We start from the raw sequence: 26,423 nt of genomic DNA on the forward strand, positions 1-26,423 counted from the left end.
GTGGGGAGGGGTAAGGCCCGCAGGGTCGGACGGCCCGGGTGGGGTGCCTCGCGATCTTCTAGGGTGGGGCTGTGGCCCGAAGTGTGTATTTGACGAGCGTGGGGTCCGGCGGGGGCAAGTCGACGATTGCCCTCGGGTTGGCGGAGTTGCTGTCCCGCCAGGTCGGACAGATCGGCGTGTTCCGGCCGTTGGTGGCCGTCACCGGCCAGGACCCGATCCTCGCCCTGCTGAGCGAGCGCTACCGGGTCGAGGTGCCGCTGTCCGAACTGGCCGGGGCGAGCTACGCCGAGGCTTCGGCGCTGGTCGCCGACGGCCGACGGGAGCAACTCATCTCCGCCATCGTCGAGCGCTACCGGGCGGTGGAGCGGCAGTGCCCGGCGGTGGTCGTGGTGGGCAGTGACTTCGACGAGCCGGGCGACCCGGCCCACCCCCGGGAACTGGCCTTCAACGCCCGGCTGGCCACCGAGTTCGGCAGCGTGGTGGTGCCGGTGGTGGACGGCTTCGGGCAGGAGCCGGCGGCGGTCGCGTCGGCGATGCGGGGGGCGTACCACGATCTGGCCGACCTCGGCGCGACGGTGCTCGCGGTGATCGCCAACCGGGTGACCGAGCCGATGAAGCTGCCCGACCTGCCGGTCCCCGCGTACGCCATCCCGGAGGTGCCGAGCGTGTCCGCGCCGACGGTGGCCGAGGTGGCGGCGGCGCTCGGCGCCACCCTGCTGGCCGGGGACGACGCCGCGCTCGGTCGCGACGTGCTGGACTTCGTGGTCGGCGCGGCACACGTGCCGACGCTGCTGGGCCACCTCACCGAGGGCGCCCTGGTGATCACCCCTGGGGACCGGGCCGACCTGCTCGTCGCCGCGAGCGCCGCGCACGTGGCCGGGCAGGTGTCGGTGGCCGGGCTGGTGCTCACCCTCGGCGAGCAGCCCGACCCCAGGGTGATGCGGCTGGTGGAGGGGCTCAACACCGGGCTGGCGGTGCTCTCCGTGCGTCTCGACAGCTACGACACGGTGGCCGCGTCCAGTCACATCGAGGGCCGGCCCAGCGCGTCCAATCCCCGCAAGGTGGAGGCCGCGCTCGGCGCGTTCGAGCGCTGTGTGGACACCGACGACCTGGCCCGTCGGCTGCGGGTCAGCCGGTCGGCGCGGGTAACCCCACTGATGTTCGAGAACGAGCTGATCGACCGTGCCCGCGCGAAGCCCCGGCACCTGGTGTTGCCGGAGGGCACCGACGAGCGGATCCTGCGCGCGGCGGAGATCCTGCTACGGCGTGGGGTGGCCGAGCTGACGGTGCTCGGCCGGCCGGACGACATCACCCGGCGCACCCGGGAGCTGGGCATCGACCTCGGCGACGTGCAGGTGGTCGACCCGGGCACCAGCGAGTGGCGCGACGACTTCGCCGCCGAGTACGCCCGGCTGCGCGCCCACCGGGGCGTCACCGCCGAGTTGGCGCACGACATCGTGGCGCAGCCCAACTACTTCGGCACACTGATGGTGGCCACCGGCCGAGCCGACGGCATGGTCTCCGGCGCCACGCACACCACCGCCGCGACCATCCGGCCGGCGTTCGAGATCATCCGTACGCTGCCGAACGTCTCGGTGGCCTCCAGCGTCTTCTTCATGCTGCTCGCCGACCGGGTGCTGGTCTACGGCGACTGCGCGGTCAACCGCGACCCGGACGCGGCCCAGCTCGCCGACATCGCGATCTCGTCGGCCGACACCGCCGCCCGGTTCGGCATCGAACCCCGGGTGGCCATGCTGTCGTACTCGACCGGCAGCTCCGGCGCGGGCGCCGACGTGGAGAAGGTCGCCGCGGCCACCGCGCTGGTCCGGGAGCGCCGGCCCGACCTGCTGGTCGAGGGGCCCATCCAGTACGACGCGGCGATCGACCCGGCGGTGGCGGCCACGAAGCTGCCTGACAGCCCCGTCGCCGGGCACGCCACGGTCTTCATCTTCCCGGACCTGAACACCGGCAACAACACGTACAAGGCGGTGCAGCGCTCCGCCGGGGCGGTCGCCGTCGGCCCGGTCATGCAGGGCCTGCGGCGGCCGGTGAACGACCTGTCGCGGGGCGCCACGGTGCCGGACATCGTCAACACGGTGGCGATCACCGCCATCCAGGCGGCCACCGAGGAGGCGTCGTGAGTCAGGTGCTGGTGCTCAACTGCGGGTCGTCGTCGGTGAAGTGGCGCCGCTACGACGGTGACCAGGCACTCGACCGCGGCACCGTCGAGCGGATCGGTGAGCCCGGTGGCGGCCCGGCGGACCACACCGAGGCGGTCCGGCAGATCCTGGACGGGCTGGACCTGACCGGGCTGGCGGCGGTCGGACACCGGGTGGTGCACGGTGGCCGGACGTTCAGCGCACCGGTACTGGTCGACGACGCGGTGCTGGCCGCGATCAAGAATCTGGTGCCGCTCGCCCCTCTGCACAACCCGGCCAACCTGGCCGGCATCGAGGTGGCCCGCGCGGCGCTGCCGGACGTCCCGCAGGTCGCCGTCTTCGACACCGCGTTCCACCACACACTGCCCGAGGCAGCCGCGACGTACGCGATCGACCGGGACACCGCGGAGCGGTACGACATCCGCCGGTACGGCTTCCACGGCACCTCGCACGCGTACGTGTCCCGGCGCACGGCCGAGCTGCTCGGCCGCCCGTACGAGCAGGTCAACACGATCACCCTGCACCTGGGCAACGGAGCCAGCGCCTGCGCGGTGGCGAACGGTCGCAGCGTCGCCACCTCGATGGGCATGTCCCCGTTGCAGGGTCTGGTGATGGGCACCCGCAGCGGCGACGTGGACCCGACCGTGATCTTCCACCTGCGCCGCGAGGGCGGGCTGTCCGTGGACGACATCGACGACCTGCTCAACCACCGCAGCGGCCTGCTCGGGCTGACCGGGGTCAACGACATGCGCGAGGTGCTCGAACGCCGGGCCGCCGGTGACCGGGCGGCGGCGCTGGCCTTCGACGTGTACTGCCGGCGCATCACCGGCTACGTCGGGGCGTACTACGCGCTGCTCGGCCGGGTCGACGCGATCACCTTCACCGCCGGGGTCGGCGAGCACGCCGCGCCGGTGCGGGCCGCCGCGCTGGCCGGCCTGGGCCGGCTCGGCATCACAGTGGACGACGCCCGCAACGACGGCGAAGGCGACCGGTTGATCTCGCCCGACGGCGCCGAGGTGAGCGTCTGCGTGATCCGCACCGACGAGGAGCGGGAAATCGCCCGGGAGACCCTGGACGTGGTCGGGGCGGCCTGACGCCACTCGAGGCGCGCACCCCCGGGAGGCCCGAGGGTGCGCGCGAGTCGGTCAGCTGGTCGCCAGCCAGGCGACGAGTGCCACCAGCACCACGACGACCACTGCCGCACCGATGATGAGCGGCAGGCGGGACGGGGCCTCCGTCGGCGCCGCAGTCTCCGGCGTCTGGTTGAAGGCGCGGAACGCCTCGGTGTTGCCGCTGGGGTCCGTGTAGTTCTCAGGCATGCCGGTGACCCTAGCGAAGCTGGTCACGCTGCACCGTCCCCGGCCGGCGGCGTCCCATGGGTGGACCCGGCCGGCGGAGATGACCCGGACCGGGTGGCGGGTGCGCCCCAGCCGGACGGCGGGGCCGCTACGCCCGCCCGGGCACCTACCGTGGAACGATGGGGGCGGGCCGGCTGATGGCCGTACTGGTGACAGCACTGCTGGCCGGTTGTGCGCCGGTCAGCGCCGTGGCCGGCGGGGCCACCGGGCCGGTGTCGGCGCGTCGGGCGCCCGAGGGGTCGTACGCCGTCGGCGTGCGTACGCTCACCCTCGATCCGCGCTCGGCGCGCCCCCTGCCGGTGACTGTCTGGTACCCGGCGTCGACCGATCAGGTGGCGGCCGGGCGGTTCCCGGTGGTGATCTACAGCCACGGGCTGGGCAGCCTTCCCGAGCTGCACGCCGGCCTGACCACCCGCTGGGCAGCGGCCGGTTTCGTGGTGGCCGCACCCGCGTACCCGCACACCCGACAGGGTGCCGCGAACTTCACCCGGGCCGACGTACGCCATCAGCCGGCCGACGCCTGGCGACTGGTCCGGTATCTGGGCGACCTCGACCGGAGCCGGGTCGATCCCCTCGCCGGACACCTCGACCTGACCTCGGTCGCCGCCGCCGGGCACTCGGCGGGCGGCTTCACCACCTCCGGCATGTTCAGCGAGGGCCACCCGGCCCGGCTACGCGCCGGTATCGTGATCGCCGGCGGTGGGCTGCCGGGCAGCTTCGCCGGGTCGGCCGCGCCGGTGCTCTTCGTGCACGGCACGGCCGACCCGGTGGTGCCGGTGACTGTCGGCCGGGCCGCGTACGCGCGCACCCCAGGGCCGGCCGCGTTCCTCAGCCTGCTCGGCCAGGACCACGGCGCGTACCTCACGCCGGGCCACCCGGGCTTCGCCCCGGTCCTCGCCACCACCACCGACTTCCTGCGCTGGACCCTCTACGGCGACCGGGCCGCCGGTGCCCGCCTCCCCGCCGACGCCCACTCCCCCACCCTGACCCGTTACGAGTCCCGCCCGGCCCACTGACCCGGCCGACACCGGTACGGTCTCCCGGTGGACGAGCTTGCGCGCCGACAGTTGGCGAGCATCGCCGAGGTCATCGCGGTGACCGGGGCGGGCGGAATCCCGGTGTGGCTGCGCGGCGGCTGGGCGATGGACTTCCAGCTCGGCGCGGTGACCCGCCCGCACGTCGACGTCGACTGGTACTGCTGGCGCGACGACGCCGACCGGCTGGCCGACCTGCTGCTGGCCCGGGGTTGGCTTCCCGACCCGCGGATGCCGGTGGAGTCGCAGCTCGACCTGTTCGCCGCCGACGTGGAGGTCAGCTTCGCGTACCTGGGTCGCGATGCCGCCGGCCGACCGACGGTCGGTGCCGGATCCTGGGCCGGCACCCCGCTGCCGGCCGGGATGCTGGCCGCCCCACCCGGCCGGATCGGCCCGCTCACCGCGCCGACCATCTCGGTGGCGGCCCAGATCGAGTTCAAGCAGATGTACCCGGTCTGGATGCCGGAACGTCCCCGCCGCCCGAAGGACGCCGACGACCTGGCCCGGCTGCGCGCCCGTCCTGCTCAAGCAGATCCTCGTAAACCCCGACCTTGAAGGTGATCAGATCCAGGCTCTGGGTGAGCCTGTCGATCTGGGAGGTGACGCGACCGTGGTGCTCGCGCAGGAGCGCGAGCCGTTCCTCCTCGTTGCCGGCGCCTTCCCGGACGAGGTCGGTGTACCGGCGGAGCGCGGGCAGGGGCATGCCGGAGGCGCGGAGGATGATGCAGACGGTCAGCCAGTCCACGTCGTCCTCGGTGTAGCTGCGACGCCCGCCCGGCCCCCGGCGTACGGGACTGACGAAGAGGCCCTCCTGCTCGTAGAAGCGGAGGGTGTGCACGCTCAAGCCGGTCCGTTCGGCGATCTGCCCGATGCTCAGACTCGCGGTGACCTCAGCCATGCCGAGCAGGGTAGCGAGGGGTTGACCTAGAGCCGACTCAAGCTCCTAGGGTGCGTGCCAGTTGATCACTGTTGATTCACCAAGGGAGCATCGGCATGCGCTATCGCACGCTCGGCGGCACCGGCATCGAGGTCAGCACCCACTGCCTCGGGACCATGATGTTCGGTGCCGTCGGCAACCCCGACCACGACGACTGCGTCCGCATCATCCACACCGCCCTCGACCAGGGCATCAACGTCGTCGACACCGCCGACATGTACGGCCGGGGTGAGTCCGAGGAGATCGTGGGCAAGGCGCTGCGGGGGCGCCGGGACGACGTCGTGCTGGCCACCAAGGTGCACTTTCCGATGGGCGAGGGCCCCAACCAGGGTGGCAACTCGCGGCGGTGGATCCTCAAGGCCGTCGAGGGCAGCCTGCGGCGGTTGAACACCGACTGGATCGACCTCTACCAGATCCACCGTCCCGACCCCTCGACCGACATCGAGGAGACCCTCTCGGTGCTCACCGACCTCGTCCGCGACGGAAAGATCCGCGCCTTCGGCTGCTCGACCTTCCCGGCCGAGGAGATCGTCGAGGCGCACCAGGTGTCCGAGCGTCGTGGCCTCGGGCGCCTGCGCACCGAGCAGCCGCCGTACTCGATCCTGGCCCGCGGCGTCGAGGCGTCGACCCTCCCGGTGTGCCAGCGCTACGGCATGGGGGTGCTGGTCTGGAGCCCGCTCGCCTTCGGGTTCCTCAGCGGCAGGTACCGCAGGGATCAGCCCATCGACCTGTCGACCGGGCGGGCCGTGCTCCGGCCTGCGCAGTTCGACCCCACGATCGCCGAGAACGCCGCCAAGCTCGACATCGTGGAACAGCTCGTCGACCTCGCGGCGAGCATCGGTTGCACGCTCCCGCAGCTCGCCATCGCCTTCACCGTGGCCCATCCGGCCGTCAGCTCGGCGATCATCGGACCGCGAACCATGCCGCAACTGGAGGACCTGCTCAAGGGCGCCACGCTCACCCTGGACGACGCGACCCTCGACCGGATCGACGAGATCGTTCCGCCCGGAACGAACCGGTACAACCCCAACGCCGCCTTCCCTCTGCGTGCGCTGACCGACACCGCACGACGGCGACGCCCGCTCGCCGAACGTGCTGCGGCCTGATACCGGCCGCGCAGCGCTAGGTGAGTCGACGGGCACACCGCGTCGAAGTCCAACGGGCACGTCAGTGGGGCAAGGCACAATTGATTTCATGCCACGTCGCGTCACCCCCGCCCTGCTGGCCAGTGCCGTGCTCATGGCCGGTCTGGTCGGCTGCTCGGCGGACGCCAGGAAGACCGAGGGCCAGCAGTCGCCCGTCGAACCACCGCTCGCCGCCACGCCGACACCGCAGGTCCCCGCCGGCAAGGCCCCGGAGCGCGCCTTCGCGGTCGGCGTACGCCAGCTCAAGCTGGACCGGGACGGCCGCGCGCTCCCGACGACGCTCTGGTACCCGGCGGCCGGGCAGTCCGGCGGCGCGGCCAAGCGGTCGGCGACGGCGGCGGAGGGCCGGTTCCCGGTGGTGATGTTCAGTCACGGCCTGGGTGGGCGACCGGACGACTACGCCACGCTGCTGACCCGCTGGGCGGCGGCGGGTTTCGTGGTGGCCGCGCCGACGTTCCCGCACACCTCGCGGGGCGCGGACAACAACGTCCTCGACGTGCTCAACCAGCCCGCCGACGTGTCGTACGCGTTGGACCAGGTGCTGGCGTTGGACGGCAGGGCCGGCGACGCGTTGCGCGGCCGGTTGGACGGCGAGCGGGTGGCCGCAGCCGGGCACTCCGCGGGCGGGGTGACCACCATCGGCCTGTTCACCGCGAGCCGGGACGAACGGCTGGACGCGGGCGTGGTGTTCGCCGGCACGGCGCTCGGCGTGGGCACCGCGTTCGCCGGTGCGGCCGCACCGCAACTGTTCGTGCACGGCGAGTTGGACGAGGTGGTCGAGTACGCGGCGGGCAGGGCCGCGTACGACAAGGTGCCCTGGCCGAAGGCGATGCTGAGCCTGCCCAAGGGCGACCACGGGCGGGCACTACTCAGCGACGGCGCGACGCTGCGGGTCGTCTCGGACACGTCTGTCGAGTTCCTGCGCTGGTCGCTCTACGGCGACGCGGACGCCAAGAAGCGCATCCCCACCGACGCGACGCGCGGCGACATCGCCACCTTCGACGACCACCTCTGAGGCCCGCCCGCGCCGTGCCCTTCGGCCGCTTCGCCCGCGCCGTGCCCTTCGGCCGCTTCGGCCGCTTCGGCCGCTCCGCCCGCGCCGTGCGCTCCGCCCGCGCCGGCCGCGCCGGCCGCGCCGGCCGCGCAAGATCGTGCAGTAACCAGGAAATAGTGGCCTCCGCGTCGTCGGAGGCCACTATTTCCATGATGTTGCGCGATCTTGCGGCGGAACCGGGCCGCGCCACGCCGGGCGGCGCGGCGATGCAGCGCGTGGCGCGGCGATGCAGCGCGCGGTGCGGCGATGCAGCGCGCGGTGCGCGTCAGGCGGTGTGGTCGATGACGACCTTGCCGAAGGCGTCGCCGGAGTGCAGTCGGGCGAAGGCGTCCTCGACCCGGCTGAACGGGATGACGCTGTCCACCACCGGGCGCACCTCGTTGTCGGAGCAGAACGCCAGCAGTTCGTACAGCTCGCCGGGCGTGCCCATCGAGGTGCCCAGGATCTCCAGCTGCATGGCGAAGACCCGGCGCAGGTTGACCGACGGCTCGTGCCCGGCGGTCGCGCCGGAGACCACGATCCGGGCCATCGGCGCGGCCGACTTCAGCGAGTGGTCGAAGGTGGCCGCGCCGACCGTCTCGATCACCACGTCCACCCGCTCCGGCAGCCGGGCACCGGGCTCCACGGCGATGGCGCCGAGGGCCGAGATCCGGTCCCGCTTGACGGCGTCGCGGCTGGTCGCGTACACCCGCTTGCCCATCGCGACGGCGAGCGCGACGGCCGCGGTGGCCACGCCACCGCCCGCGCCCTGGACCAGCACGCTGTCGGCGTCCGCGACGCGGCCCTTGGTGGTCAACATCCGCCACGCGGTCAGCCAGGCCGTGGGCAGGCACGCCGCGTCGGTCGCCGCCATGCCGTCGGGCAGCGGGATCAGATTCGATCGGGGTACGGCCACCCGCTCGGCGAGCGTCCCGGCAAAGTGCTCGGAGAGGATGGAAACCCCGCGCGGGTCACCCGGCGTGACGACCACGGGGTACACGACCACCGGGCGCCCCTCCGGGTCCAGCCCGACCGCGTCGCAACCGAGGATCATCGGCAGCTGGGCCTCGGTGAGACCCACCCCGCGCAGCGACCAGAGGTCGTGGTGGTTGAGCGAGGTGGCCCGCAACTGCACGGTCACCCAGTCGTCGGCCGGAGGGGTCGGCTCGGGCCGCTCGCCGACGGTGAGCGCGGCGAGCGGATCGGCGTCGTCGAAACGGGAGGCAAAGGCAGCACGCATGATCGGCACGGTAACAAGCTGAGCGCTCGTTAAGAAGCGGTGCGCGTAGGCCAGCGGCGCATGCTGCGCCCGAGCGCCCCTGGCCCACGCGTGCGCGCAGGCCGGCGGCGCAGAGCGCCCCGGCCGACGCGTGCGCCTACCGGCGGGCGACGCCGTCGCGGCGGGCGGCTTCGGCGACCGCCTCGGCCACGGCCGGCGCGACGCGCGGGTCGAGCGGAGACGGAACGATCGCGTCGGCGGTCAGGGAATCGGCCACCACACCGGCGATGGCGTCCGCGGCGGCGACCTTCATCGCCTCGGTGATCCGGGTGGCACCGGCATCCAGCGCACCGCGGAACACACCGGGGAAGGCCAGCACGTTGTTGATCTGGTTGGGGTAGTCGCTGCGCCCGGTGGCGACCACCGCGACGTGCCGGGCGGCCACCTCGGGGTGCACCTCGGGGGTCGGGTTCGCCAGCGCGAACACGATCCCGCCGGGCGCCATCCCGGCCACCGCGGCCTCGGGGATCTGCCCACCGGAGACCCCGACCAGCACGTCCGCGCCGCGCAGCGCCTCGGTGATGTCGCCTTGGCGGCCGTCGGCGTTGGTGCTCGCCGCCAGCTCGGCCTTGGTGTCGGTCAGCTCGGTGCGGTGCCGGCCGATGATCCCCTTGGAGTCACAGACCACCACCTGGTCGGGGTTGACGCCCCCGGCGATCAGCATCTTCGTCACGGCGACACCGGCCGCGCCCGCGCCACTCACCGCCACCCGCAGGTCACCGAGTTTGCGGTCGAGCAACGTCGCGGCGTTGCGCAGCGCGGCCAGCACCACGATGGCGGTGCCGTGCTGGTCGTCGTGGAAGACCGGGATGTCCAGCGCCTCGTCGAGCCGACGCTCGATCTCGAAGCATCGCGGCGCGCTGATGTCCTCCAGGTTGATCCCCCCGAACGAGGGGGCCAGCGCCCGCACCACCGCGACGATCTCGTCCACGTCCTGGGTGTCCAGGCACACCGGCACCGCGTCCACCCCGGCGAACTGCTTGAACAGCACCGCCTTGCCCTCCATCACCGGCAGCGCGGCCCGGGGACCGATGTTGCCCAACCCGAGCACCGCCGAGCCGTCGGTGACCACCGCGACCGTGTGCGACACCCAGGTGTAGTCGTCCACCAGGGCGGGGTCGGCGGCGATCGCCTCACACACCCGGGCCACCCCCGGGGTGTACGCCAGGGAGAGGTCCTCCCGGCTGGTGAGCGGCACGGTCGAGGTGACGGCCATCTTGCCGCCCCGGTGCAGCAGGAAGACGGGATCAGCGGGGTCCACGGTGGACGAAGACATGGTGGTGACTCCAGGATCTGTCGAGCAGATGTGAGGCGGCCGGGCCCGCCGCGAGGTGGGCGGCGAGCGGTGGCACGCGGTGCGGGGGGTCACCCGGGCACTTTCCGAGCATAGTGTCGACACCACCCCTCGGATGTGAGCAGGGTCATAACTGACGACGAGGTATCCGTCCGGGGCGCGGCCAGTAGCGGGCCACCACGCGTCCTCGTACGTCGGCCACCCCGTACGCCCGGGAGTCATCGGTGATCAGGTCGTTGTCGCCGCGCAGCCACCAGCCGCCGTCCTGCGGCCGGACCGCACGCTTCACCACCAGCAGATCGGGCCGGGTCCGGAAGACCGCGACCACCACGTCGCCGGCTCGGATCGGGCGGCCACCGGGACGAACCAGCACCGCGTCACCGTGCCGCAGCGTCGGGGCCATGGACGGGCCGGTCACCAGAACGGCGGTCAGCGGCCTCCGCAACCGGGGCACCTCAGCCGGGTGATCGGCGGCCACTGGTTTCACCTCCACCCGTTAGGGGAGCATTCCCAGGAGTAATGTCGCCTTTGATCATCGCAAACTTCCCATGGAGGATCCCGATGCGACTTCCGCGCATCCTTGCGCCCCGCGTCACCGCGAGCGCTCACTGCGACCTGCCGTGCGGTGTCTACGACCCGGCTCAGGCCCGGATCGAGGCCGAATCGGTCAAAATGATCTGCGAGAAGTACCAGGCGAACACCGACCCGGAGTTCCGCACCCGCGCCGTCATCATCAAGGAGCAGCGCGCCGAGCTGGTCAAGCACCACCTCTGGGTGCTCTGGACCGACTACTTCAAGCCGCCGCACTTCGAGAAGTACCCGAACCTGCACAGCCTGTTCAACGAGGCCACCAAGCTCGCCGGCGCCGGTGGCGTCAAGGGCAGCCTCGACCCGGCCACCGCCGACAAGCTGCTCGCGAAAATCGACGAGATCTCGAAGATCTTCTGGGAGACCAAGAAGGCGTGACCTCCCCGGTCATCCCGACGATCCGGCCGGCACGTCCCGAGGACGTGCCGGCCGTCGTCGCCATGGTGCACGAGCTGGCCGAGTACGAACGTGCCCCCGAGCAGTGCCACCTCACCACCGAACAGCTGACCTCGGCGCTCTTCACGACTGCTCCAGGTCGCGGCGTGGCGTCAGACGCGCCGAGCTGGAGCGATCGTGCGATTGCTCCGGCGCTCTTCGGTCACGTCGCGGTGGACGAGCACGACGAGCCGGTCGGCTTCGCGCTGTGGTTCCTCAACTTTTCCACCTGGGCCGGCGTGCACGGCATCTACCTGGAGGACCTTTACGTCCGGCCGGCCGCCCGGGGCACCGGCGCCGGGCGTCTGCTGCTCGCCGCGCTGGCCGACATCTGCGTACGACGCGGTTACCAGCGGCTGGAGTGGTGGATGATCGACTGGAATCCGGCCGCCGGCTTCTACGCCTCGATCGGCGCCGAGCAGATGAGCGAGTGGGTTCCCTACCGACTCAGCGGCACCGCGCTCCGCGAGCTGGCCGAGCATGCCACCACCGCCGGCACGCGTTATGGGCGACTGACCGGGTAGAGTCCCCGACCGGGGGGATGAGGCGTGACTCAACTGACTGGCCAGCCAGCGATCGACGACGACGTGGTGCACCTCACTGTGCCTGCCGACGGCGGTTACCTCGGCGTGCTCCGCACCGCCACCGCCGGTCTCGCGGCCCGGTTGCAGTTCGCGCTCGACGAGATCGAGGATCTGCGGATCGCGGTCGACGAGGCGTGCGCCATGCTGCTCGCCATCGCCACCCGCGACGCCGAGTTGGAGTGCCGCTTCGCGGTCACCGAGGACGCGCTGACCGTCGAGGTGACAGTGCCGACAGTGCGCGGTGCCACCCTGCCCGCCGAGTCGTCCTTCGCCTGGAAGGTGCTCACCGCGCTGACCACCTCGGCGTCCGCCACCTCCGCCGACGATCGGGCCACGATCGCGCTGCTCACCCGCCGTTCCGGCGGCTACTGACCGGCCCGACGCAGCGGCGCGGTCACTCGAAGCCGAGGGCGCGGGTCGTCGGAGGGCAGATCAGCAGCCAGGCCACGCCCAGGCCGAGCGCCATCAGCGGCACGCCCAGCCAGCCCAGGCCGGCCTGGATCATGAACCACCCGATCGGCAGCAGCATCAGCTGGAGCACGATCGCGGGGGCTCGTGCGCCCGCCTGACGGCGCAGCAGCGCGCGACCCAGGGCCCATAGCGCGACGGCCGCCCCGATGGCGAACACGGTCACCAGCAATGCCGCCAGCAGGTCGGTGCGGGTGGCCGTGAGGTCGGCCCAGACCAGCCAGACGGCGATCAGCCCGACGACGGCCGCCTCCGCCCACAGCAGCCGGACCGCCCAGCGGAGCGTGACGGGGATCGGGTCCGAGTCGATGGTCACGCGCGCCACGATACCCGGGCTGTCGGAAGGTACAGTGCCGCCCATGCGGGCCGTCCTGGTGGTCAATCCAAAGGCCACCACCACCAGCGAACGCAGCCGGGACGTGCTCGTCCGGGCGCTGCGCAGCGAAGTCGATCTCAGCGTGCGCTACACCCGTCGGCGTGGGCACGCCGTGGCGTTGGCCCGGGAGGCAGCCGCTGAGGGCGTCGACCTGGTCGTCACCCTGGGTGGCGACGGCACGGTGAACGAGGTGGTGAACGGCCTGATGACGGCCGAACCGCCGACTCGCGCTGGCGACGCGTCGATGGCCGAGCGACTGCCTGCGCTGGCGACCGTCCCCGGTGGCTCGACCAACGTGTTCGCCCGTGCGGTGGGTCTGCCCCGGGAGTGGCCGGAGGCGACCAGCATGATCCTGGAAGGACTGCGGCTGGGCCGGAGCCGGACGGTGGGGCTGGGCCTCGCCGACGACCGCTACTTCACCTTCTGCGCCGGCTTCGGTCTGGACGCTGCGGTGATCCACCGGGTGGAGCAGGCCCGGCGGAAGGGGCGGGTCTCCACACCGTCGCTCTATCTGCGTTCGATCATGAACCAGTACTTCTTCGCCTCGGACCGGCGGCACCCGGCGATCGTGCTGGAGCGTCCGGGCGAGCCGGCGGAGGCCGAGCTGGCCACCGTCATCATCCAGAACACGGCCCCCTGGACGTACCTGGGCGACCGGGAGGTCAACCCGAACCCGGCGGCGTCGTTCGATCTCGGGCTGGATGTGCTGGCGTTGCGTCAGCTCCGGGTGGCTAGCACAACACGGACAGTGACGCAGTTCCTGTCCCGGCAACCGGATCCACGCGGCCGACAGGTGTTACGACTCCATGACACGGCGGAGTTCACGCTGGTCTCCGGCCGTCCGCAGGCGTTCCAGCTGGACGGGGACTATCTCGGCGAGCGGGAGAAAGTCAGATTCACCTCCGTTCCGGCCGCACTGAGAGTAATCTGCTAGGTCTCGGGGTACTGCCCTTGGTCGACGCGGTGGCCACAGCCGATCGACACGCCGCTGCGACACCGAGAACAGGTGCCGGAAATGTCAGCAATGTCACGCGGACTGTACTATATTGATCCTCGACTGTGGCACGGCGGGTAACCAGGAAAGCACTGGTATCCGGACAAATGGGTTGTGGGCTTGCTCACCGCCCGGAGTTTTTCCGAGCGTCACCCTTGACATCACGACTGTTCGTGAAAGTATTCACAAGCGAACTTGAGTTACCGGGACATTGCCTGGATATGCTCGTCAGGTTGAGCTGTTCCAGCAGGTCCCCGGCGCTAACCGCCTGCTCACGCACTGCCGAATTGACGAACGCCAAGGGTCACGTCGGCACTGCGGATGCATATAGGAAAAGCACGACAAGCAATTGTTGCCACCCATCCAGAATGAGGAGTGTTGCCGCCATGGACTGGCGTCACCATAGTGTCTGCCGCGACGAGGACCCGGAACTGTTCTTCCCGATCGGGACGTCCGGACCTGCTCTCCTGCAGGTCGAGCAGGCAAAGGCCGTCTGCAGGCGCTGCTCCGTGACCGACCAGTGCCTGCAGTGGGCACTCGAGTCGGGTCAGGACGCCGGCGTCTGGGGCGGGATGAGCGAGGAAGAGCGGCGCGCCGTCAAGCGGCGCGGCGGTCTCCGGGTGCTGCGCGCTCACTCCGCCTGATCCCAACACACAGCTGTACGCCCCGGTGGGTTCGCCCACCGGGGCGTTCTGCTGTCCGGCACCGGTCACGCCGTACCGGCACGGGTATCAGCCCGTAGACGCCAGCACGGGCCGGTCGTCGACCCGACGCAGCACCAACTCGACCAACTCCGGTGCATCGGTCAGCGGCGCGGCGACCGCCACCGCACCCGCCGCCCCGGCCGCCTCGGTCACCGCGTCGTGGAACAGCCCCGGTGCCAGGAAGTACGCGGACACCGCGACCCGACGCGCGCCGGACGCCCGCAGCCGGGACACCGCCACGCCGGCCGCCGGCGGGGCCGCCGACGCGTACGCCACCCGGCAGGGCACCCCGAACTCCGCACCGAGCGCATCGGCGACCCGGCCCACCGATCGTCGCGCCCGCGCGTCCCGGGTGCCCGCCGCCGCCAGCACCAACGCGTCGAAGCGCCCCGGACGCGTCTCACCCAACCGACGGCACAGCCCCGCCAGCAGCCCAGGATCGGTCGTGTCGTCCGCTGGGCCGAGCACATCGGTGACCCGTACCGCCAGCGGTGGCCCGGACCGCGCCGCCGCGGCGACCGCCGCCGGAATGTCCACCCGACGGTGGTACGCGGCGGTCAGCAGCAGCGGCACCAGCACCGCCCGGCGGTGACCGGCCACGGCCAGGTCGCGCAGCACCTCGGTCGGCCCCGGCTCGGTGTGGTCCAGCCAACTCGCCCACACCGGCGTGCCCGGCCGGGCCGCCGACACCGCCCGAGCCAGCGCCCGGGTGGCATCGGCCGCTCGTGGATCACGGCTGCCGTGCGCGACCAGCACCACCGGGTCCGCCCCGCCGGCCACGGTCGGGCCGGTCAGGGGCGTCGCCGGGGAGGTCAGACGTGCAGCCCGCACTCGGTCTTCTCGAACATGGCCCACCGGCCGGCCCGCGCGTCCTCGCCCGCCTTCGTACGGCGGGTGCACGGCCAGCAGCCGATCGACCCGTACCCCTGCTTGAAAAGCTCGTTGACCGGCACGTTGAAGCGGGCGATGTAGGAGTCCACATCCTTCTGCGACCAGGCCGCGATCGGATTGACCTTGACCTTGCCCCGACGCGCGTCGAAGGTCACCACCGGCGTGTTGGCCCGGCTCGGCGACTCGTCCCGACGCAGACCGGCGGCCCAGGCGTCGTACCCGGTCAGCGCCCGCTCCAGCGGCTCCACCTTGCGCAACTGGCAGCAGTCGTCCGGCGACTTGTTGAACAGCCGGGGGCCGTACTGGCCGTCCTGCTGACCGACGGTGAGCCGGGGCCGGATCGACCTGACGTTCACCGGCAGCGTCCGGGCGACCTCGTCGCGTACCCGCAGCGTCTCGGGGAAGTGCAGGCCGGTGTCGAGGAAGACCACGTCCACCCCGGGGGCCACCCGGGAGACCAGGTGCGCCAGCACGGCGTCGGCCATCGAGCTGGTCACACAGAACCGCTCACCGAAGGTCTGCGCCGCCCAACGGGCGATCTCCAGTGCCGGGGCGCCCTCCAGGTCCCGAGCGGCCTGCTCGGCCAGGGCCCGCAGCTCGTCCGGGTCGCGCCGGGCCGGGTCGGCCGGTGTCGAGCCGCCTGGGCCCACCAGGCGCAGGCTCGCGGCCGAGACGAGACTCATGAGGTCACCGCCCGACTCAGCAACCCGGTGAACTTCACCGAGAAGACCCGGGTGCAGGCGTGGCACTCCCAGGCGCCGTGACCCGCCTCGTGCGGCCGCAGGTCCTCCTCGCCGCAGTACGGGCAGTACAGAGGTGCCGCTCGGTTCTCGCTGCTCACCGCAGTTCCTCCTCGTCGACTCTGATCACCCAGTTGGCGAACGTCTCGCCCTCGCTCCGACCGGCCAGGTAGCGACGGGCCAGCCGTTCCACGTACTCCGGAAGTTCGTCGGCGGTGGTCTTCAGGCCGCGAAGCTTGCGGCCGAAACCGGCGGTCTGCCCCTGGGCCATGCCCAGCCCGCCGCCCAGGTGCACCTGGAAACCCTCGACCTGCCGGCCGTCCGGGCCGACCACCAGTTGACCCTTGAGCCCGATGTCGGCCACCTGGGTGCGTGCGCACGCGTTCGGGCAGCCGTTGATGTGGATCGAGATGTCCGCGTCGAAGTCGCGCAGCCGCTGCTCCAGCCGGGCCACCAACTCCTCGCCGCGGGCCTTCGTCTCGACGATGGCGAGCTTGCAGTACTCGATGCCGGTGCACGCCATCGTGCCGCGCCGCCAGGCCGACGGCCGGGCCTCCAGACCGATCCCGCGCAGCGCGTCGACAAGCGACTCCGTCCGCTCCGACGGCACGTCGAGCACCAGCAGCTTCTGGTACGGGGTGAGCCGCACCCGGTCGCTGCCGTGCGCCTCGACCACGTCGGCCAGCTGGCTGAGCTGTGCGCCGGAGACCCGCCCGACCACCGGAGCGGCGCCCACGTAGTGCCGCCCGTCGGCCTGCTCGTGCACGCCCACGTGGTCGACCGGCTTCGACGGCAGAACCGGTGCCGGGCCGTCGAGCAGCGTACGACCGAGGTAGTCCTTCTCCAGGACCTCACGGAAGCGCTCCACGCCCCAGTCGGCCACCAGGAACTTCAACCGGGCCCGGTTGCGCAGCCGGCGGTAGCCGTAGTCGCGGAAGATCCCGACCACCCCGGCCCACACGTCCGGTACCTCGGCCAGCGGCACCCAGACACCGAGGCGCTTGGCGAGCATCGGGTTGGTGGAGAGGCCCCCGCCGACCCAGACGTCGAAACCGGGCCCGTGCTCCGGGTGGTCGACGCCCAGGAAGGCGATGTCGTTCGACTCGTACGGGGTGTCCACCAGCCAGGAGATCGACGTCTTGAACTTGCGGGGCAGGTTGGAGAACTGCTTGTCGCCGACGTACCGGGAGACGATCTCGTCGATCGCCGGGGTCGGGTCGAGCAGCTCGTCGCGGGCCACCCCGGCGACCGGGCTGCCCAGCACGATGCGCGGGCAGTCGCCGCACGCCTCGGTGGTCTGCAGACCGACCGACTCCAGCCGACGCCAGATCTCCGGCATGTCCTCGACCCGGATCCAGTGGTACTGGATGTTCTGCCGGTCGGTGATGTCGGCGGTGTCCCGCGCGAACTCCCGGGAGATGTCCGCGATCACCCGCAGCTGGGCGAGGCTGAGCTGCCCGCCGTCGATGCGGACCCGGAGCATGAAGAACTCGTCCTCCAGCTCGTGCGGCTCCAGCACGGCGGTACGCCCGCCGTCGATGCCCGCCTTGCGCTGGGTGTAGAGGCCCCACCAACGGAACCGGCCCCGCAGATCCTGCGGGTCGATGGAGGCGAAGCCGCGGTGGGCGTAGATGGTTTCGATGCGGGCCCGGACGTTGAGTGGGTCGTCGTCCTTCTTGATCCGCTCGTTGGGGTTGAGCGGCTCGCGGTGGCCGAGCGCCCACTGACCCTCACCCCGTGGCCGGCGCGGCGCTCGGGTCGGGCGAGCCGTCGGGTCTTCGGAACGGGCCGGGATGCTGCTGACCGCCATCGCGGCGTCCTCCGTTGTCTGCTGTGCCTCGGGATACGCGGGGCGCGGCGGCCGGCCCGGCGAAGCGGGCGGGACAACGGTGTCTTCAGACAGCCGGCGCGGAGCGCGCCCGAGACAGATTGGTCGGGCGTCGTCAGTAGGCCGGACAGATCGCGCTGCGCACGCGGCCGTAATCGACGTGGCGACGTGCCACGAAGCGGCGGACGACTGCGGCGGTCATGGGGCCCATGCTGCCACACCCCATGGGGGCCGGCCAATGTCCACGTGCTGGATCCCACATCACGGGCCGGCGCTCAGCCGACCAGCTGGTCACCAAGGATAGTTCGGGCATAACGCACCACCCGCCCCTGTCGTACGCCGACGATCAGGCCGTTGTCCCGCAGCGTGGTGAGGTGGTGCGACGCCGTCGCCGTCGCGAGACCCAGCATCGCGGCCAGTTCCCCGGTGCTCAGCGGCGAGTCGAGCAGGGAGAGCGCCGCCGCCCGGGTACCGCCGAGCAGGGCGCCCAGCGCCGCGCTGGGCGCCGGCGAATCCCACAGCCCGCCCAGCCCGGTGGGCGGATAGCAGAGGGCGGGCCCGGCGTCGCCCTCCATGATCGCGTGCACCGTCGGCCCGGAGAACGCGGTGGGCAGCAGCGTCCATGGGCGCCCGTCCAGGTCGGCCGGCACTGTCGTGCCGACGGCGACCCGCAGCGCCGCACCGTCCCACCGGATCAACGGGTGCACCTCGCGCAGCAGGGTGCGCCCGCCCTGCTCGGCGGCGAGCAGCGTCCGCCGTCGGATGTCGGCCAGCGCGAGCGCCCGCAGCCGGGGCCAGTCCGGTGCGATCAGCACTGTGAAGTACCGGTGGAGCTGCGCGACCAACTCGTCCGGGGCCAGCCAGGGCGCTCCGGCCCGCTCCAGTTGCCGGCGCACCCGGGACGGGTGGGTGCCGGCGACCGCCCGCAACTCGGCGGCCAGGTTCGGCGCCACCCCGATCGGGGTCAGGAAATCCGGCACGTAGCCGTTCGACGACCTGAGCACCGCCAACAGCGGTTCCAGGCCGGCATCCGGCAGCAGCCGCTCCGCGCGTTCCCGCCACGGACGGTGCATCCAGTACTTCGCCGGCTTGCGTAATGCCCAGGAGCTGGCCACCAGCTCGGCCAGGGGCGAGTGCACGAACCGGACCCGGCTCAGGTCGTCGGGCGAGAATTGAACCTCGATCACCCACGGATTCGACCACGTTCGAACGGTTCGGCGACAGCGCCGGGCGGCCCGACGATCCTCGTATGGAGTACAGGCAACTGGGCCGGTCGGGCCTGCGCGTCAGCGCGGTCGCGTACGGCAACTGGGTCACCCACGGCAACCAGCTCGACGACGACGCGGCGGCCGCGTGCGTGACCGCCGCCCTGGACGCGGGCATCACCACGTTCGACACCGCCGACCGGTACGCGCAGGGGCGGGCCGAGGAGGCGTTGGGCAAGGCGCTGAGCGGCCTCCGGCGCAGCTCGGTCGAGCTGTGCACGAAGGTGTGCCTGCCGGTCGGGCCGGGGGCCAACGACGCCGGGCTGTCCCGCAAGCACATCATCGAGGGCTGTCACGCCTCGCTGAGCCGGCTGGGCACCGACTACATCGACCTCTATCAGGCGCACCGGTACGACGACAGCGTGCCGCTGGAGGAGACGATGCTCGCCTTCGCCGACCTGGTCCGCCAGGGCAAGGTGCTCTACGTCGGGGCCTCCGAGTGGACCGCCCAGCAACTGCGCGCGGGAGTGCGGCTCGCTGCCGAGCTGCACATCCCGTTCATCGCCAACCAGCCGCAGTACTCGATGCTGTGGCGGGTGGTGGAGGCCGAGGTGTCGCCCGCCTGCGCCGACCTCGGCCTGGGCCAGCTCGCCTGGGCGCCACTCGCGATGGGCGTGCTGACCGGTCGGTACGAACCCGGCGGACGTCCGCCCGCCGGCTCCCGGGCCACCGACGGCTTCGGTGGCCCGTTCATCGCCCGCTACTCCTCGGACCTACTGCTCTCCCGGGTACGACAGCTCCGACCGATCGCCGAGGCCGCCGGCTGCACGATGGCCCAGTTGGCGGTGGCGTGGGTGCTGCGCCAGCCGACCGTGGCGGGCGCGATCGTCGGCGCGTCACGGCCCGAGCAGCTCGCCGAGACGGCCAAGGCCGCCACGGTACGGCTCGACGACGAGCTGATGGCCGAAATCGACGCCGTTCTCGACGAGGTCGTGGAGCGTGATCCGGCGAAGACCGCCCGGCCGAACGACGTGATGCCTGCCTGGCGCCCACCGCCTCCCGCCGGCTGACGCCCAAGCCGGGGGTGGCCGTGGCAGGCTCGAACCGTGGGGCAATTGTCCGAGAGGTCGGCCGGGACGTCGTGGGAGCACCTGCGCCGCCTGCCGGTCTGGCTCCCCCCGGCGCTGTTGACCCTGGCGGTGACAGTGACCGGGCTGGGCTCCGCCCAGCTCTGGCGCGACGAGTTGGCGACGTGGAGCGCGGCCACCCGGTCGCCCGGCGACCTGGCCCGACTGGCCGGCACCATCGACGCCGCCACCGGGCCGTACTACCTGCTGATGCACGGCTGGACCAGGGTCTTCGGCGACTCCACGATCGCCCTGCGCGTACCGGCCGTGTTGGCGATGACAGTGGCCGCCGGGTTGCTTGCCGTGCTCGGCGCGCGGCTCGTCGACCGGCGCGGCGGCCTCTTCGCCGGGCTGCTGTTCGCGGTACTCCCCGGCACCTCCCGCTACGGGCAGGAGGCTCGCCCGTACGCGCTGGCCACCATGCTCGCCGTGCTCGCCACCCTGCTGCTGGTGACCGCGCTGCGTCGACCGAGCTGGGCCCGCTGGGCCGGTTACGCCGCCGCCGTCGCCGCTCTCGGGCTCATCCATCTGATCGCGCTCACACTGCTCGCCGCCCACGCGCTGGTCGTCCTCATCGCCTGGTGGCGCGGCCCGGCCCCGGCCGGCATCGCCACCCCGGCCCAGCCCGACGCCGGGCGGGACCGGCGGGTGTGGCGGTGGCTGGTCGCCGTGGTGCCGGTCGCGCTGCTGGCCGGCCCGCTGCTGGTCAAGGCCCGGACCCAGCAGTCCCGGCAGTTGAACTGGGTCCACCTGGCCCGACTGGACGACCTCACCGCGCTGCCCGGCGGCGTCACCCAGAGCAGTGTGGTCGGTGGACTGCTGGTCGGGGTCGCCGCGCTGGGCGCGGCCCGGCTCGGGTGGCGCGCCCTGCTGCCGGTCAGCGCGGTGCTGCTGCCCGTACTGCTGCTCTTCGCCGCCGGCACTGTCGTACCGCTGTGGGTGCCCCGGTACCTGGTCTTCGTGGTGCCCTTCGCGTGCCTGCTGGCGGGCGCGGCGCTGGCTGCCGTGGCCGCCCCGGCCGCGCTCGTCGTGGTGGTCCTGGCCGGGCTGCTCGGCCTACCCGACCAGGCCGCGCTGCGGCGGACCCACGAGTGGCCACGCAGCGCGCCGGTGGACTACGCGGGAGCGGCCCGGGTGATCGCCGACGGCCAACGCCCGGGGGACGCCGTGGTCTACTCGCCCCGGCACAGTTGGCTCTTCCTCGACCTCGGCATCGAGTACCACCTCAGCGACCCACCACGCGACGTGCTGGTCACCGAGGACGAGGTCCGCCGCGGCGATCTGTGGGCCGCCGAGTGTCCGCAGCCAGCCCAGTGCCTCGCCGGTACGACACGGGTGTGGCTCGTCGTCTCCGGCCGGCACGCCGAGCCGCTGGCCGCCGTGTCCGGCGCCAAGGGCGACGCGCTGCGCACGGACTTCACCGTCACGCAGGTCTGGCAGCGACCCGGCCTCACCGTCGCCCTGCTGAACAGCCGCCCCGAACGCTGACCCGACCCCCCGGGCGCCGGCCGGGGGGTCGGGCCCGCCCACCTCGATGCGCCTGATGCCGGTGAGTCATCTTGATGACTGAGAGGCATCACGCCCGTCCTGGAATCCGCTCCCGTCGCAGACCCCGCCCCACCGGAGGTGGGAGGGCGGGTCAGGCCTGCGAGCGGCCGTCGGGGGTGGTGCGGGCCAACGGGACGACCAGCATGGCCTCGGTGCCACCGTTGGCGCCGGCACGCAGTTCGATGGTGCCGCGCAGCTCCCCGGTGATCAGGGCTCGGACGATCTGGAGGCCGAGCCGGCTGCCGCGTTCGGCGTCGAAGTCCGGGGGCAGGCCGCGCCCGTTGTCGGTCACCGAGACGTGCAGCATCTTGCGGAACCGGTGCGCGGAGACCACCACCTCGGGCCGCAGTGACGGGTCGACCTCGGGAGCGGCGACCGGCACCATGCCGGAGGCGGCGGCCACCGGGGCCTCCTCCGCCTCGTCGGCCGGCGGGAAGCCGTGCTCGACGGCGTTGAGCAGCAACTCGTTGAGAACCATCACCAGCGACGTGGCGATCTCCGCCGGCAGCACCCCGAAGCTGCCCCGCCGGCGCATGCCGACGCTCACCTCGGTCGCCGCGACCTCGGTCGCCGCGCTGGCCACCCGGTCGACGATGCCGTCGAACTCCACCGCCTCGTCGCTGGACATCGAGAGCGTCTCGTGCACCAGGGCGATCGAGGCGACCCGACGGACCGATTCCTCAAGCGCGACCCGGGCCTCCGGCATCGCCACCCGGCGGGCCTGCAACCGCAGCAGCGCAGCCACCGTCTGGAGATTGTTCTTCACCCGGTGGTGGATCTCCCGGATGGTGGCGTCCTTGGTGATGAGTGCCCGGTCCCGGCGGCGGACCTCGGTGATGTCCCGGACCAGCACCAACGCTCCGATCGGCACCCCGGCCGGCATCAGCGGCAGCGCCCGGGTGAGCATCGTGGCACCTCGTGCGTCGATCTCCCGCCGGGGTGGCGCCTCACCGCGCAGCGCGGCCAGGATGCCGTTCGAGGCCTCGGTGCCGTCCAGCGGGTCACCGGCCAGCCGACGGTGCAACGCGGCCAGGTCCTCCCCCACCAGGTGCGAGGCGTAGCCCAGTCGGCGGTACGCGGACTGCGCGTTCGGGCTGGCATAGGTGACCTTGCCGCCGGCGTCGAGCCGGACCAGGCCGTCGCCGACCCGGGGTGCCGAGGTGGTCTCGCCCGGATGCCGCGGCGGCGGGAAGGTGCCGTCCGCGATCATCTGCGCCAGGTCGTCGGCGGTGGTGAGGTAGTTGAGCTCCAGCTGGCTGGGCGTACGCGCGGTGGAGAGGTTGGTGTCCCGCCCCACCACGGCGATCACCTCGCCGGCCTCCCCCTCGGCGGTACGCAGCCGAACCGGAATCGCCTCGTGTCGGGCCGGCACATCGCCGTACCAGACCGGGTCGCCCTCGCGCCAGATCCGGCCCTGGGAGTACGCCACGCCCAGGTGGGCCACCTCCGGCCCGCCGACGATCCGACCCACCTGGTCGTCCTGGTACGCGGTCGGCGCGGTGGTCGGACGGACCTGGGCGACGCAGAGGAACGTGCCCTCGGCGTCGACAGGCACCCAGAGCAGCAGGTCAGCGAAGGACAGATCGGAGAGTAGCTGCCAGTCGCCGGCGATCCGGTGCAGGTGGTCGATGTCGGCCGGACGGAGATGGGTGTGCTCCTCGGCGAGGTCGCGCAGCGTGGACACGGTGACCAGGGTGCCACGCCACGCCTCACATCGTCGCGGTGACCTTCTTCAACCCGCGCGGCGCGTCCGGGTCCTCGCCCCGGGTGAGCGCCAGGGCCAGCGCCAACCGCTGCATCGGCAGGATGTCCAGCAGTGGGGCGTACCGCTCGTCGACCTCGGGAACGGCCAGCCGGGTCGCGCCCGGCACGTCGGCGGAGCCGACCACCACGACGTCGGCGCGGCGTTCGCCGAGGCGGGGCAGGACCTCCCCCATCGACCGGCCACCGGGGCCGGAGCCGACAACGGCGAGCACCGGGACCTCCGGGTCGGTCATCGCGAGCGGGCCGTGCAGCAGGTCGGCACCGGAGAAGGCGAGCGCCGGCAGGTACGAGGTCTCCATCAGCTTCAGCGCGGCCTCCCGGGCGGTGGGGTAGGCGTACCCCCGGCCGGTGGTGACCAACTGACGGGCGAACCGGTAGCGCGGGGCGAGTTGGGCCGGGGTGCCGTCGGCCAGGGTGCGGGTGGCCAGCTCGGGCAGTGCGTCGAGCGCCTCCCGTTCGGCCTTCGGGAGCACGCCGTCGCCGGCCCGGATCCCCTCCACCAGCATCAGCAGGGCGAGCAGCTCGGCGGTGTACGTCTTGGTGGCGGCCACCGCCCGCTCGTGCCCGGCGGCGATGTCGACGCTCAGCTCGGCCACGTCGACCAATGGCGAGTCGGGGGCGTTGGTCACCGCGAGGGTCAGCGCACCGGAGGCTCGGGCTGCGCGCAGCACCTCGGCCAGGTCGGGCGAGCCGCCGCTCTGGCTGACCCCGACGACCAGCGCGTCGGAGAGGTCGGGGCGGGCCCCGTACAGGGTGACGACGCTGGGCGATGCCAGCCCGGCGGGCAGGCCGAGCCGGATCTCGGTCAGGTAGGCCCCGTAGAGCGCCGCGTGATCGGAGGTGCCCCGCGCGGTGAAGACCACGTGCCGTGGCCGACGTTCCGCGATGACCGCTGCCACCCGGGCGATCTCGGCGGCGTTGGCAGCGGAGAGCAGACGCGCGTAGCCAGCTGGCTGCTCGTCGATGTCGGCGGCCATTCCAGCCCCTGCACGTGTCACGGAAACCCCTCCCCTTGCGCGGTTGCCGCGCGATTCTTGCTCAGTCTTGCACTTTTAAGCGTATCTCAGCAATCGAACGAGCAGGACTGCGCAGGTGATCACCAGTTGATCTCAATATCAACTAGGCTTTACCCGTTGTGCCCGGTCTAACTGCCACGAGAGGACGACGTGCCCGAGGGAACGGACGATCCCGCGCTCTCCGCGACGGAGGAGCTGGCGCTGGCCCGGCTGGCACTCGACGAGGGCGACCTGCACCATGCCGCCGGCCACCTCGCCGGCGCGTTGGCACGGGCCCCCACCCTGCCGGAGGTGCACGAGACGCTGGCTCGCCTCGCCGCGACGAGCGGCGGCGGCCTGGACCTCTTCCCGATCAACCACCACACCTTCGTCGGTGCGGTCGTCGCCCGCGCCCACCTCCTCGCCACCGCCGGACGCCCCGCCGAAGGGCTGGAGCTGCTGGCCGCGGCGACGTCGTACGCGCCCGGCACCGAGTGGGCCGGCGTGCCCTGGGTCACCGCGCCCGAGTTGGCCGAACGACTGGACCCGGAGCACATCGCCCGCGTCCTCATGCAGGTCTGCGCCGCACTGCCCGACCCGGTGCCGCGGATCGGCCGGGCCCCGCTGACCCCGTACCTCACCCTCGTCCGCAACGCGGCCACCGTGCACCCCGAACACGGCCTGCTGCTGGGCGCGGCGTCCGCGCTGGCCCGCCGCCTCGGCGAAGTCGAGCTGGCGGTCCGGTGGGCCACCCGAGGGGTACGCGCGCAGCCCTCGAAGATGGGCGAGGTGTGGCTCGGGTACGCGTACCGCAGCTCGGGCCGGACCCGCGACGGCCTCGCGGCCCTCGGTCGGGCCGTCGAGCTGGACCCCGACGACCTTGCGATCTACGCGGACATCGCCGGCACCCTGGCCGAGATCGGCCGGCTGGACGAGGCGTTGGAGTGGATTGAGCGGGCGCTGGCGCGCGATCCGTCGTTCGACTGCGCCGTGCACACCGCTCACCGCCTGCGGCACCTGCGCGACGGCGACCTCGCCCACCTGGTCGCGCTCGCCGACTTCGTGCGGGACCACCCGGACGACAGCCACGAGCACGGCGACCTGGCCCAGTGCTGCCGGGGTCGGCCCTGGCTCGGCCAACTCACCCCGGCCGGTGGGCCCCTGGTGGACGCGATGCGCCAGGCGGTGGCCGATGACGACAACGGTCTCGGCGGTGCCGTACGCCTACCCGCCGCCGCCCCGCCGAGCGCGGTCGGGACGGCGATCTCCACCGCCCCCGGGCTGCGGATCGAGGTCGTCGGCGCACCGGAGCCCGACCCGCGCGAGCCCCGGCGGGAGTCCGCTCAGCGGTTGTGGCACTACGCGGACGCGGTCCCCACGCCCGCGCTGGCGGCGCCCTCGGCGGCCGCGGTCGAACGGATCGGGCAGATCGCCCACCCGGCGTGGGCACACCCACCGGCGGCGTACGACGCGGCGGTGGGTCTGGCCGGCCTCGACCTGGGCGACCTGCTCGGTCTGCTGGTACACCCGCCGGCGGCGCCGGCCAACGCGGTGGGTCGGCTGCTGGCGGCCCACGACCCGTCGGTCTGGGTCCGTGGGGTGCAGGTGTGGGCCTGTCTGGGGCTGCTGCACCACCGCACCGACGAGCCGTGGGAGGGCTCGACCCGGCGCCGGGTGCTGCTCGATCTGATCTGGGGCGTCGAGGACTGGGTCACCGAGGCGGCGCTGTTCGCCCTGGTCACCGCCGCCTGGGTGGACCCCTCGGTGCGGTCGGACGTGGCCCGGGTGGTGGCGGAGCGGCTGGCCGACGTGGCTGCCGTGGCGCGGAGCCGACCGGTCCCGATCGCCGCCTCGCTGGCTCACCTGGCGCTCGCCGCCCCGCAGTTGGACCCGGCGACGGCGGCACTGGCCACCGAACTGCTGGCCACCCACTCCCC

The 26,423-nt window shown here is 72.5% G+C and carries 27 protein-coding genes; 14 read left to right on the top strand and 13 right to left on the bottom strand.

The window, feature by feature from the left end; translation table 11 throughout:
- Window positions 1-71: 71 nt before the first annotated feature.
- Both pta and DLJ58_RS03825 read left to right on the top strand, forming a co-directional pair.
- On the top strand, window positions 72-2,141 hold the full coding sequence (gene pta, locus DLJ58_RS03820) for a phosphate acetyltransferase (protein ID WP_124853882.1): 2,070 nt from the start codon (window positions 72-74) through the stop codon (window positions 2,139-2,141).
- Complete coding sequence (locus tag DLJ58_RS03825) at window positions 2,138-3,253, top strand: acetate/propionate family kinase (protein WP_124853883.1); 1,116 nt, start codon at window positions 2,138-2,140, stop codon at window positions 3,251-3,253. The genes pta and DLJ58_RS03825 overlap by 4 nt, the downstream gene beginning before the upstream one ends.
- A 51-nt stretch (window positions 3,254-3,304) precedes the next feature.
- On the opposite strand, the gene DLJ58_RS34015 is transcribed toward DLJ58_RS03825, so the two are convergent.
- Window positions 3,305-3,478 carry a hypothetical protein gene (locus DLJ58_RS34015; protein ID WP_167493678.1) on the bottom strand — a complete coding sequence of 58 codons (174 nt, stop codon included), beginning with the start codon at window positions 3,476-3,478 and terminating at the stop codon, window positions 3,305-3,307.
- 158 nt (window positions 3,479-3,636) lie between these two features.
- On the opposite strand from DLJ58_RS34015, the gene DLJ58_RS03830 reads away from it, so the two are divergent.
- Window positions 3,637-4,533: an alpha/beta hydrolase family protein gene (locus DLJ58_RS03830; RefSeq protein WP_124853884.1), complete on the top strand. Its 897-nt coding sequence runs from the start codon at window positions 3,637-3,639 to the stop codon at window positions 4,531-4,533.
- Window positions 4,534-4,560: 27 nt separating this feature from the next.
- Entirely contained in the window at window positions 4,561-5,106 is a 546-nt protein-coding gene (locus DLJ58_RS03835; RefSeq protein WP_124853885.1) for a nucleotidyltransferase domain-containing protein, read from the top strand.
- On the opposite strand, the gene DLJ58_RS03840 is transcribed toward DLJ58_RS03835, so the two are convergent.
- Window positions 4,988-5,449, bottom strand: a complete 462-nt coding sequence (locus tag DLJ58_RS03840; RefSeq protein ID WP_124853886.1) for a MerR family transcriptional regulator — start codon at window positions 5,447-5,449, stop codon at window positions 4,988-4,990. The genes DLJ58_RS03835 and DLJ58_RS03840 overlap by 119 nt on opposite strands.
- Before the next feature lie 95 nt (window positions 5,450-5,544).
- Between DLJ58_RS03840 and DLJ58_RS03845 the strand changes: the two genes are divergently transcribed.
- Both DLJ58_RS03845 and DLJ58_RS03850 read left to right on the top strand, forming a co-directional pair.
- Complete coding sequence (locus DLJ58_RS03845) at window positions 5,545-6,594, top strand: aldo/keto reductase (protein ID WP_124853887.1); 1,050 nt, start codon at window positions 5,545-5,547, stop codon at window positions 6,592-6,594.
- An 88-nt stretch (window positions 6,595-6,682) separates the two neighbouring features.
- On the top strand, window positions 6,683-7,648 hold the full coding sequence (locus tag DLJ58_RS03850; RefSeq protein ID WP_124853888.1) for an alpha/beta hydrolase family protein: 966 nt from the start codon (window positions 6,683-6,685) through the stop codon (window positions 7,646-7,648).
- A 304-nt stretch (window positions 7,649-7,952) separates the two neighbouring features.
- On the opposite strand, the gene DLJ58_RS03855 is transcribed toward DLJ58_RS03850, so the two are convergent.
- The 3 genes from DLJ58_RS03855 to DLJ58_RS03865 form a co-directional block, all read right to left on the bottom strand.
- Window positions 7,953-8,915 carry a zinc-binding dehydrogenase gene (locus tag DLJ58_RS03855; protein ID WP_112583659.1) on the bottom strand — a complete coding sequence of 321 codons (963 nt, stop codon included), beginning with the start codon at window positions 8,913-8,915 and terminating at the stop codon, window positions 7,953-7,955.
- 127 nt (window positions 8,916-9,042) lie between these two features.
- The gene (locus DLJ58_RS03860; RefSeq protein WP_124853889.1) at window positions 9,043-10,221 is read right to left on the bottom strand and encodes an NAD(P)-dependent malic enzyme; all 1,179 of its coding nucleotides are present in this window, start codon (window positions 10,219-10,221) and stop codon (window positions 9,043-9,045) included.
- 145 nt (window positions 10,222-10,366) lie between these two features.
- On the bottom strand, window positions 10,367-10,717 hold the full coding sequence (locus tag DLJ58_RS03865) for a S24/S26 family peptidase (protein WP_244218772.1): 351 nt from the start codon (window positions 10,715-10,717) through the stop codon (window positions 10,367-10,369).
- 83 nt (window positions 10,718-10,800) lie between these two features.
- Between DLJ58_RS03865 and sodN the strand changes: the two genes are divergently transcribed.
- The 3 genes from sodN to DLJ58_RS03880 are packed head-to-tail and all read left to right on the top strand — an operon-like array spanning window position 10,801 to window position 12,218.
- Complete coding sequence (sodN, locus tag DLJ58_RS03870) at window positions 10,801-11,205, top strand: superoxide dismutase, Ni (RefSeq protein ID WP_088987805.1); 405 nt, start codon at window positions 10,801-10,803, stop codon at window positions 11,203-11,205.
- Window positions 11,202-11,786, top strand: a complete 585-nt coding sequence (locus DLJ58_RS03875; protein WP_124853890.1) for a GNAT family N-acetyltransferase — start codon at window positions 11,202-11,204, stop codon at window positions 11,784-11,786. Before sodN ends, DLJ58_RS03875 begins: the two co-directional genes overlap by 4 nt.
- Window positions 11,787-11,810: 24 nt before the next feature.
- Window positions 11,811-12,218, top strand: a complete 408-nt coding sequence (locus DLJ58_RS03880; RefSeq protein WP_091406059.1) for an ATP-binding protein — start codon at window positions 11,811-11,813, stop codon at window positions 12,216-12,218.
- A 22-nt stretch (window positions 12,219-12,240) separates the two neighbouring features.
- On the opposite strand, the gene DLJ58_RS03885 is transcribed toward DLJ58_RS03880, so the two are convergent.
- Window positions 12,241-12,630, bottom strand: coding sequence for a hypothetical protein (locus DLJ58_RS03885; RefSeq protein ID WP_124853891.1), 390 nt, complete (start codon window positions 12,628-12,630; stop codon window positions 12,241-12,243).
- Between the two features lie 43 nt (window positions 12,631-12,673).
- On the opposite strand from DLJ58_RS03885, the gene DLJ58_RS03890 reads away from it, so the two are divergent.
- Both DLJ58_RS03890 and DLJ58_RS03895 read left to right on the top strand, forming a co-directional pair.
- Window positions 12,674-13,624 (top strand): diacylglycerol/lipid kinase family protein, encoded by a 951-nt coding sequence (locus DLJ58_RS03890; protein WP_124853892.1) that lies wholly within the window; start codon window positions 12,674-12,676, stop codon window positions 13,622-13,624.
- Between the two features lie 446 nt (window positions 13,625-14,070).
- A complete protein-coding gene (locus tag DLJ58_RS03895) occupies window positions 14,071-14,328 on the top strand; it encodes a WhiB family transcriptional regulator (protein ID WP_088950012.1) in 258 nt (85 codons plus the stop codon).
- An 87-nt stretch (window positions 14,329-14,415) separates the two neighbouring features.
- Here the strand turns inward: DLJ58_RS03895 and DLJ58_RS03900 are convergent, their stop codons facing one another.
- The 5 genes from DLJ58_RS03900 to DLJ58_RS03915 all read right to left on the bottom strand — a co-directional run bounded on the left by DLJ58_RS03900 (window position 14,416) and on the right by DLJ58_RS03915 (window position 19,034).
- Window positions 14,416-15,219, bottom strand: coding sequence for a sirohydrochlorin chelatase (locus DLJ58_RS03900; protein ID WP_425271291.1), 804 nt, complete (start codon window positions 15,217-15,219; stop codon window positions 14,416-14,418).
- Entirely contained in the window at window positions 15,201-15,962 is a 762-nt protein-coding gene (locus DLJ58_RS03905; protein WP_091406068.1) for a phosphoadenylyl-sulfate reductase, read from the bottom strand. Before DLJ58_RS03905 ends, DLJ58_RS03900 begins: the two co-directional genes overlap by 19 nt.
- Window positions 15,959-16,120, bottom strand: coding sequence for a hypothetical protein (locus DLJ58_RS34020; RefSeq protein WP_165435836.1), 162 nt, complete (start codon window positions 16,118-16,120; stop codon window positions 15,959-15,961). Before DLJ58_RS34020 ends, DLJ58_RS03905 begins: the two co-directional genes overlap by 4 nt.
- Window positions 16,117-17,829 carry a nitrite/sulfite reductase gene (locus DLJ58_RS03910; RefSeq protein WP_124853893.1) on the bottom strand — a complete coding sequence of 571 codons (1,713 nt, stop codon included), beginning with the start codon at window positions 17,827-17,829 and terminating at the stop codon, window positions 16,117-16,119. Before DLJ58_RS03910 ends, DLJ58_RS34020 begins: the two co-directional genes overlap by 4 nt.
- Window positions 17,830-18,122: 293 nt before the next feature.
- Window positions 18,123-19,034 (bottom strand): ArsR/SmtB family transcription factor, encoded by a 912-nt coding sequence (locus DLJ58_RS03915; protein WP_124853894.1) that lies wholly within the window; start codon window positions 19,032-19,034, stop codon window positions 18,123-18,125.
- A gap of 62 nt (window positions 19,035-19,096) precedes the next feature.
- Between DLJ58_RS03915 and DLJ58_RS03920 the strand changes: the two genes are divergently transcribed.
- Window positions 19,097-20,122 (top strand): aldo/keto reductase family protein, encoded by a 1,026-nt coding sequence (locus tag DLJ58_RS03920; RefSeq protein WP_124853895.1) that lies wholly within the window; start codon window positions 19,097-19,099, stop codon window positions 20,120-20,122.
- A 36-nt stretch (window positions 20,123-20,158) separates the two neighbouring features.
- Window positions 20,159-21,667, top strand: coding sequence for a glycosyltransferase family 39 protein (locus tag DLJ58_RS03925; protein WP_124853896.1), 1,509 nt, complete (start codon window positions 20,159-20,161; stop codon window positions 21,665-21,667).
- A gap of 151 nt (window positions 21,668-21,818) precedes the next feature.
- On the opposite strand, the gene DLJ58_RS03930 is transcribed toward DLJ58_RS03925, so the two are convergent.
- Together DLJ58_RS03930 and DLJ58_RS03935 are read right to left on the bottom strand one after the other, a co-directional pair.
- A complete protein-coding gene (locus DLJ58_RS03930; RefSeq protein WP_124853897.1) occupies window positions 21,819-23,411 on the bottom strand; it encodes a PAS domain-containing sensor histidine kinase in 1,593 nt (530 codons plus the stop codon).
- Window positions 23,412-23,436: 25 nt separating this feature from the next.
- Window positions 23,437-24,468 carry an SIS domain-containing protein gene (locus DLJ58_RS03935; protein WP_124853898.1) on the bottom strand — a complete coding sequence of 344 codons (1,032 nt, stop codon included), beginning with the start codon at window positions 24,466-24,468 and terminating at the stop codon, window positions 23,437-23,439.
- Window positions 24,469-24,657: 189 nt separating this feature from the next.
- Here DLJ58_RS03935 and DLJ58_RS34025 point away from each other — a divergent pair.
- Window positions 24,658-26,423 (top strand): tetratricopeptide repeat protein (locus tag DLJ58_RS34025; protein ID WP_148097976.1); only part of this gene is annotated, 1,766 nt, incomplete at its 3' end.

Source organism: Micromonospora arida (assembly GCF_003857035.1).
Taxonomy (GTDB): Bacteria; Actinomycetota; Actinomycetes; order Mycobacteriales; family Micromonosporaceae; genus Micromonospora; species Micromonospora arida.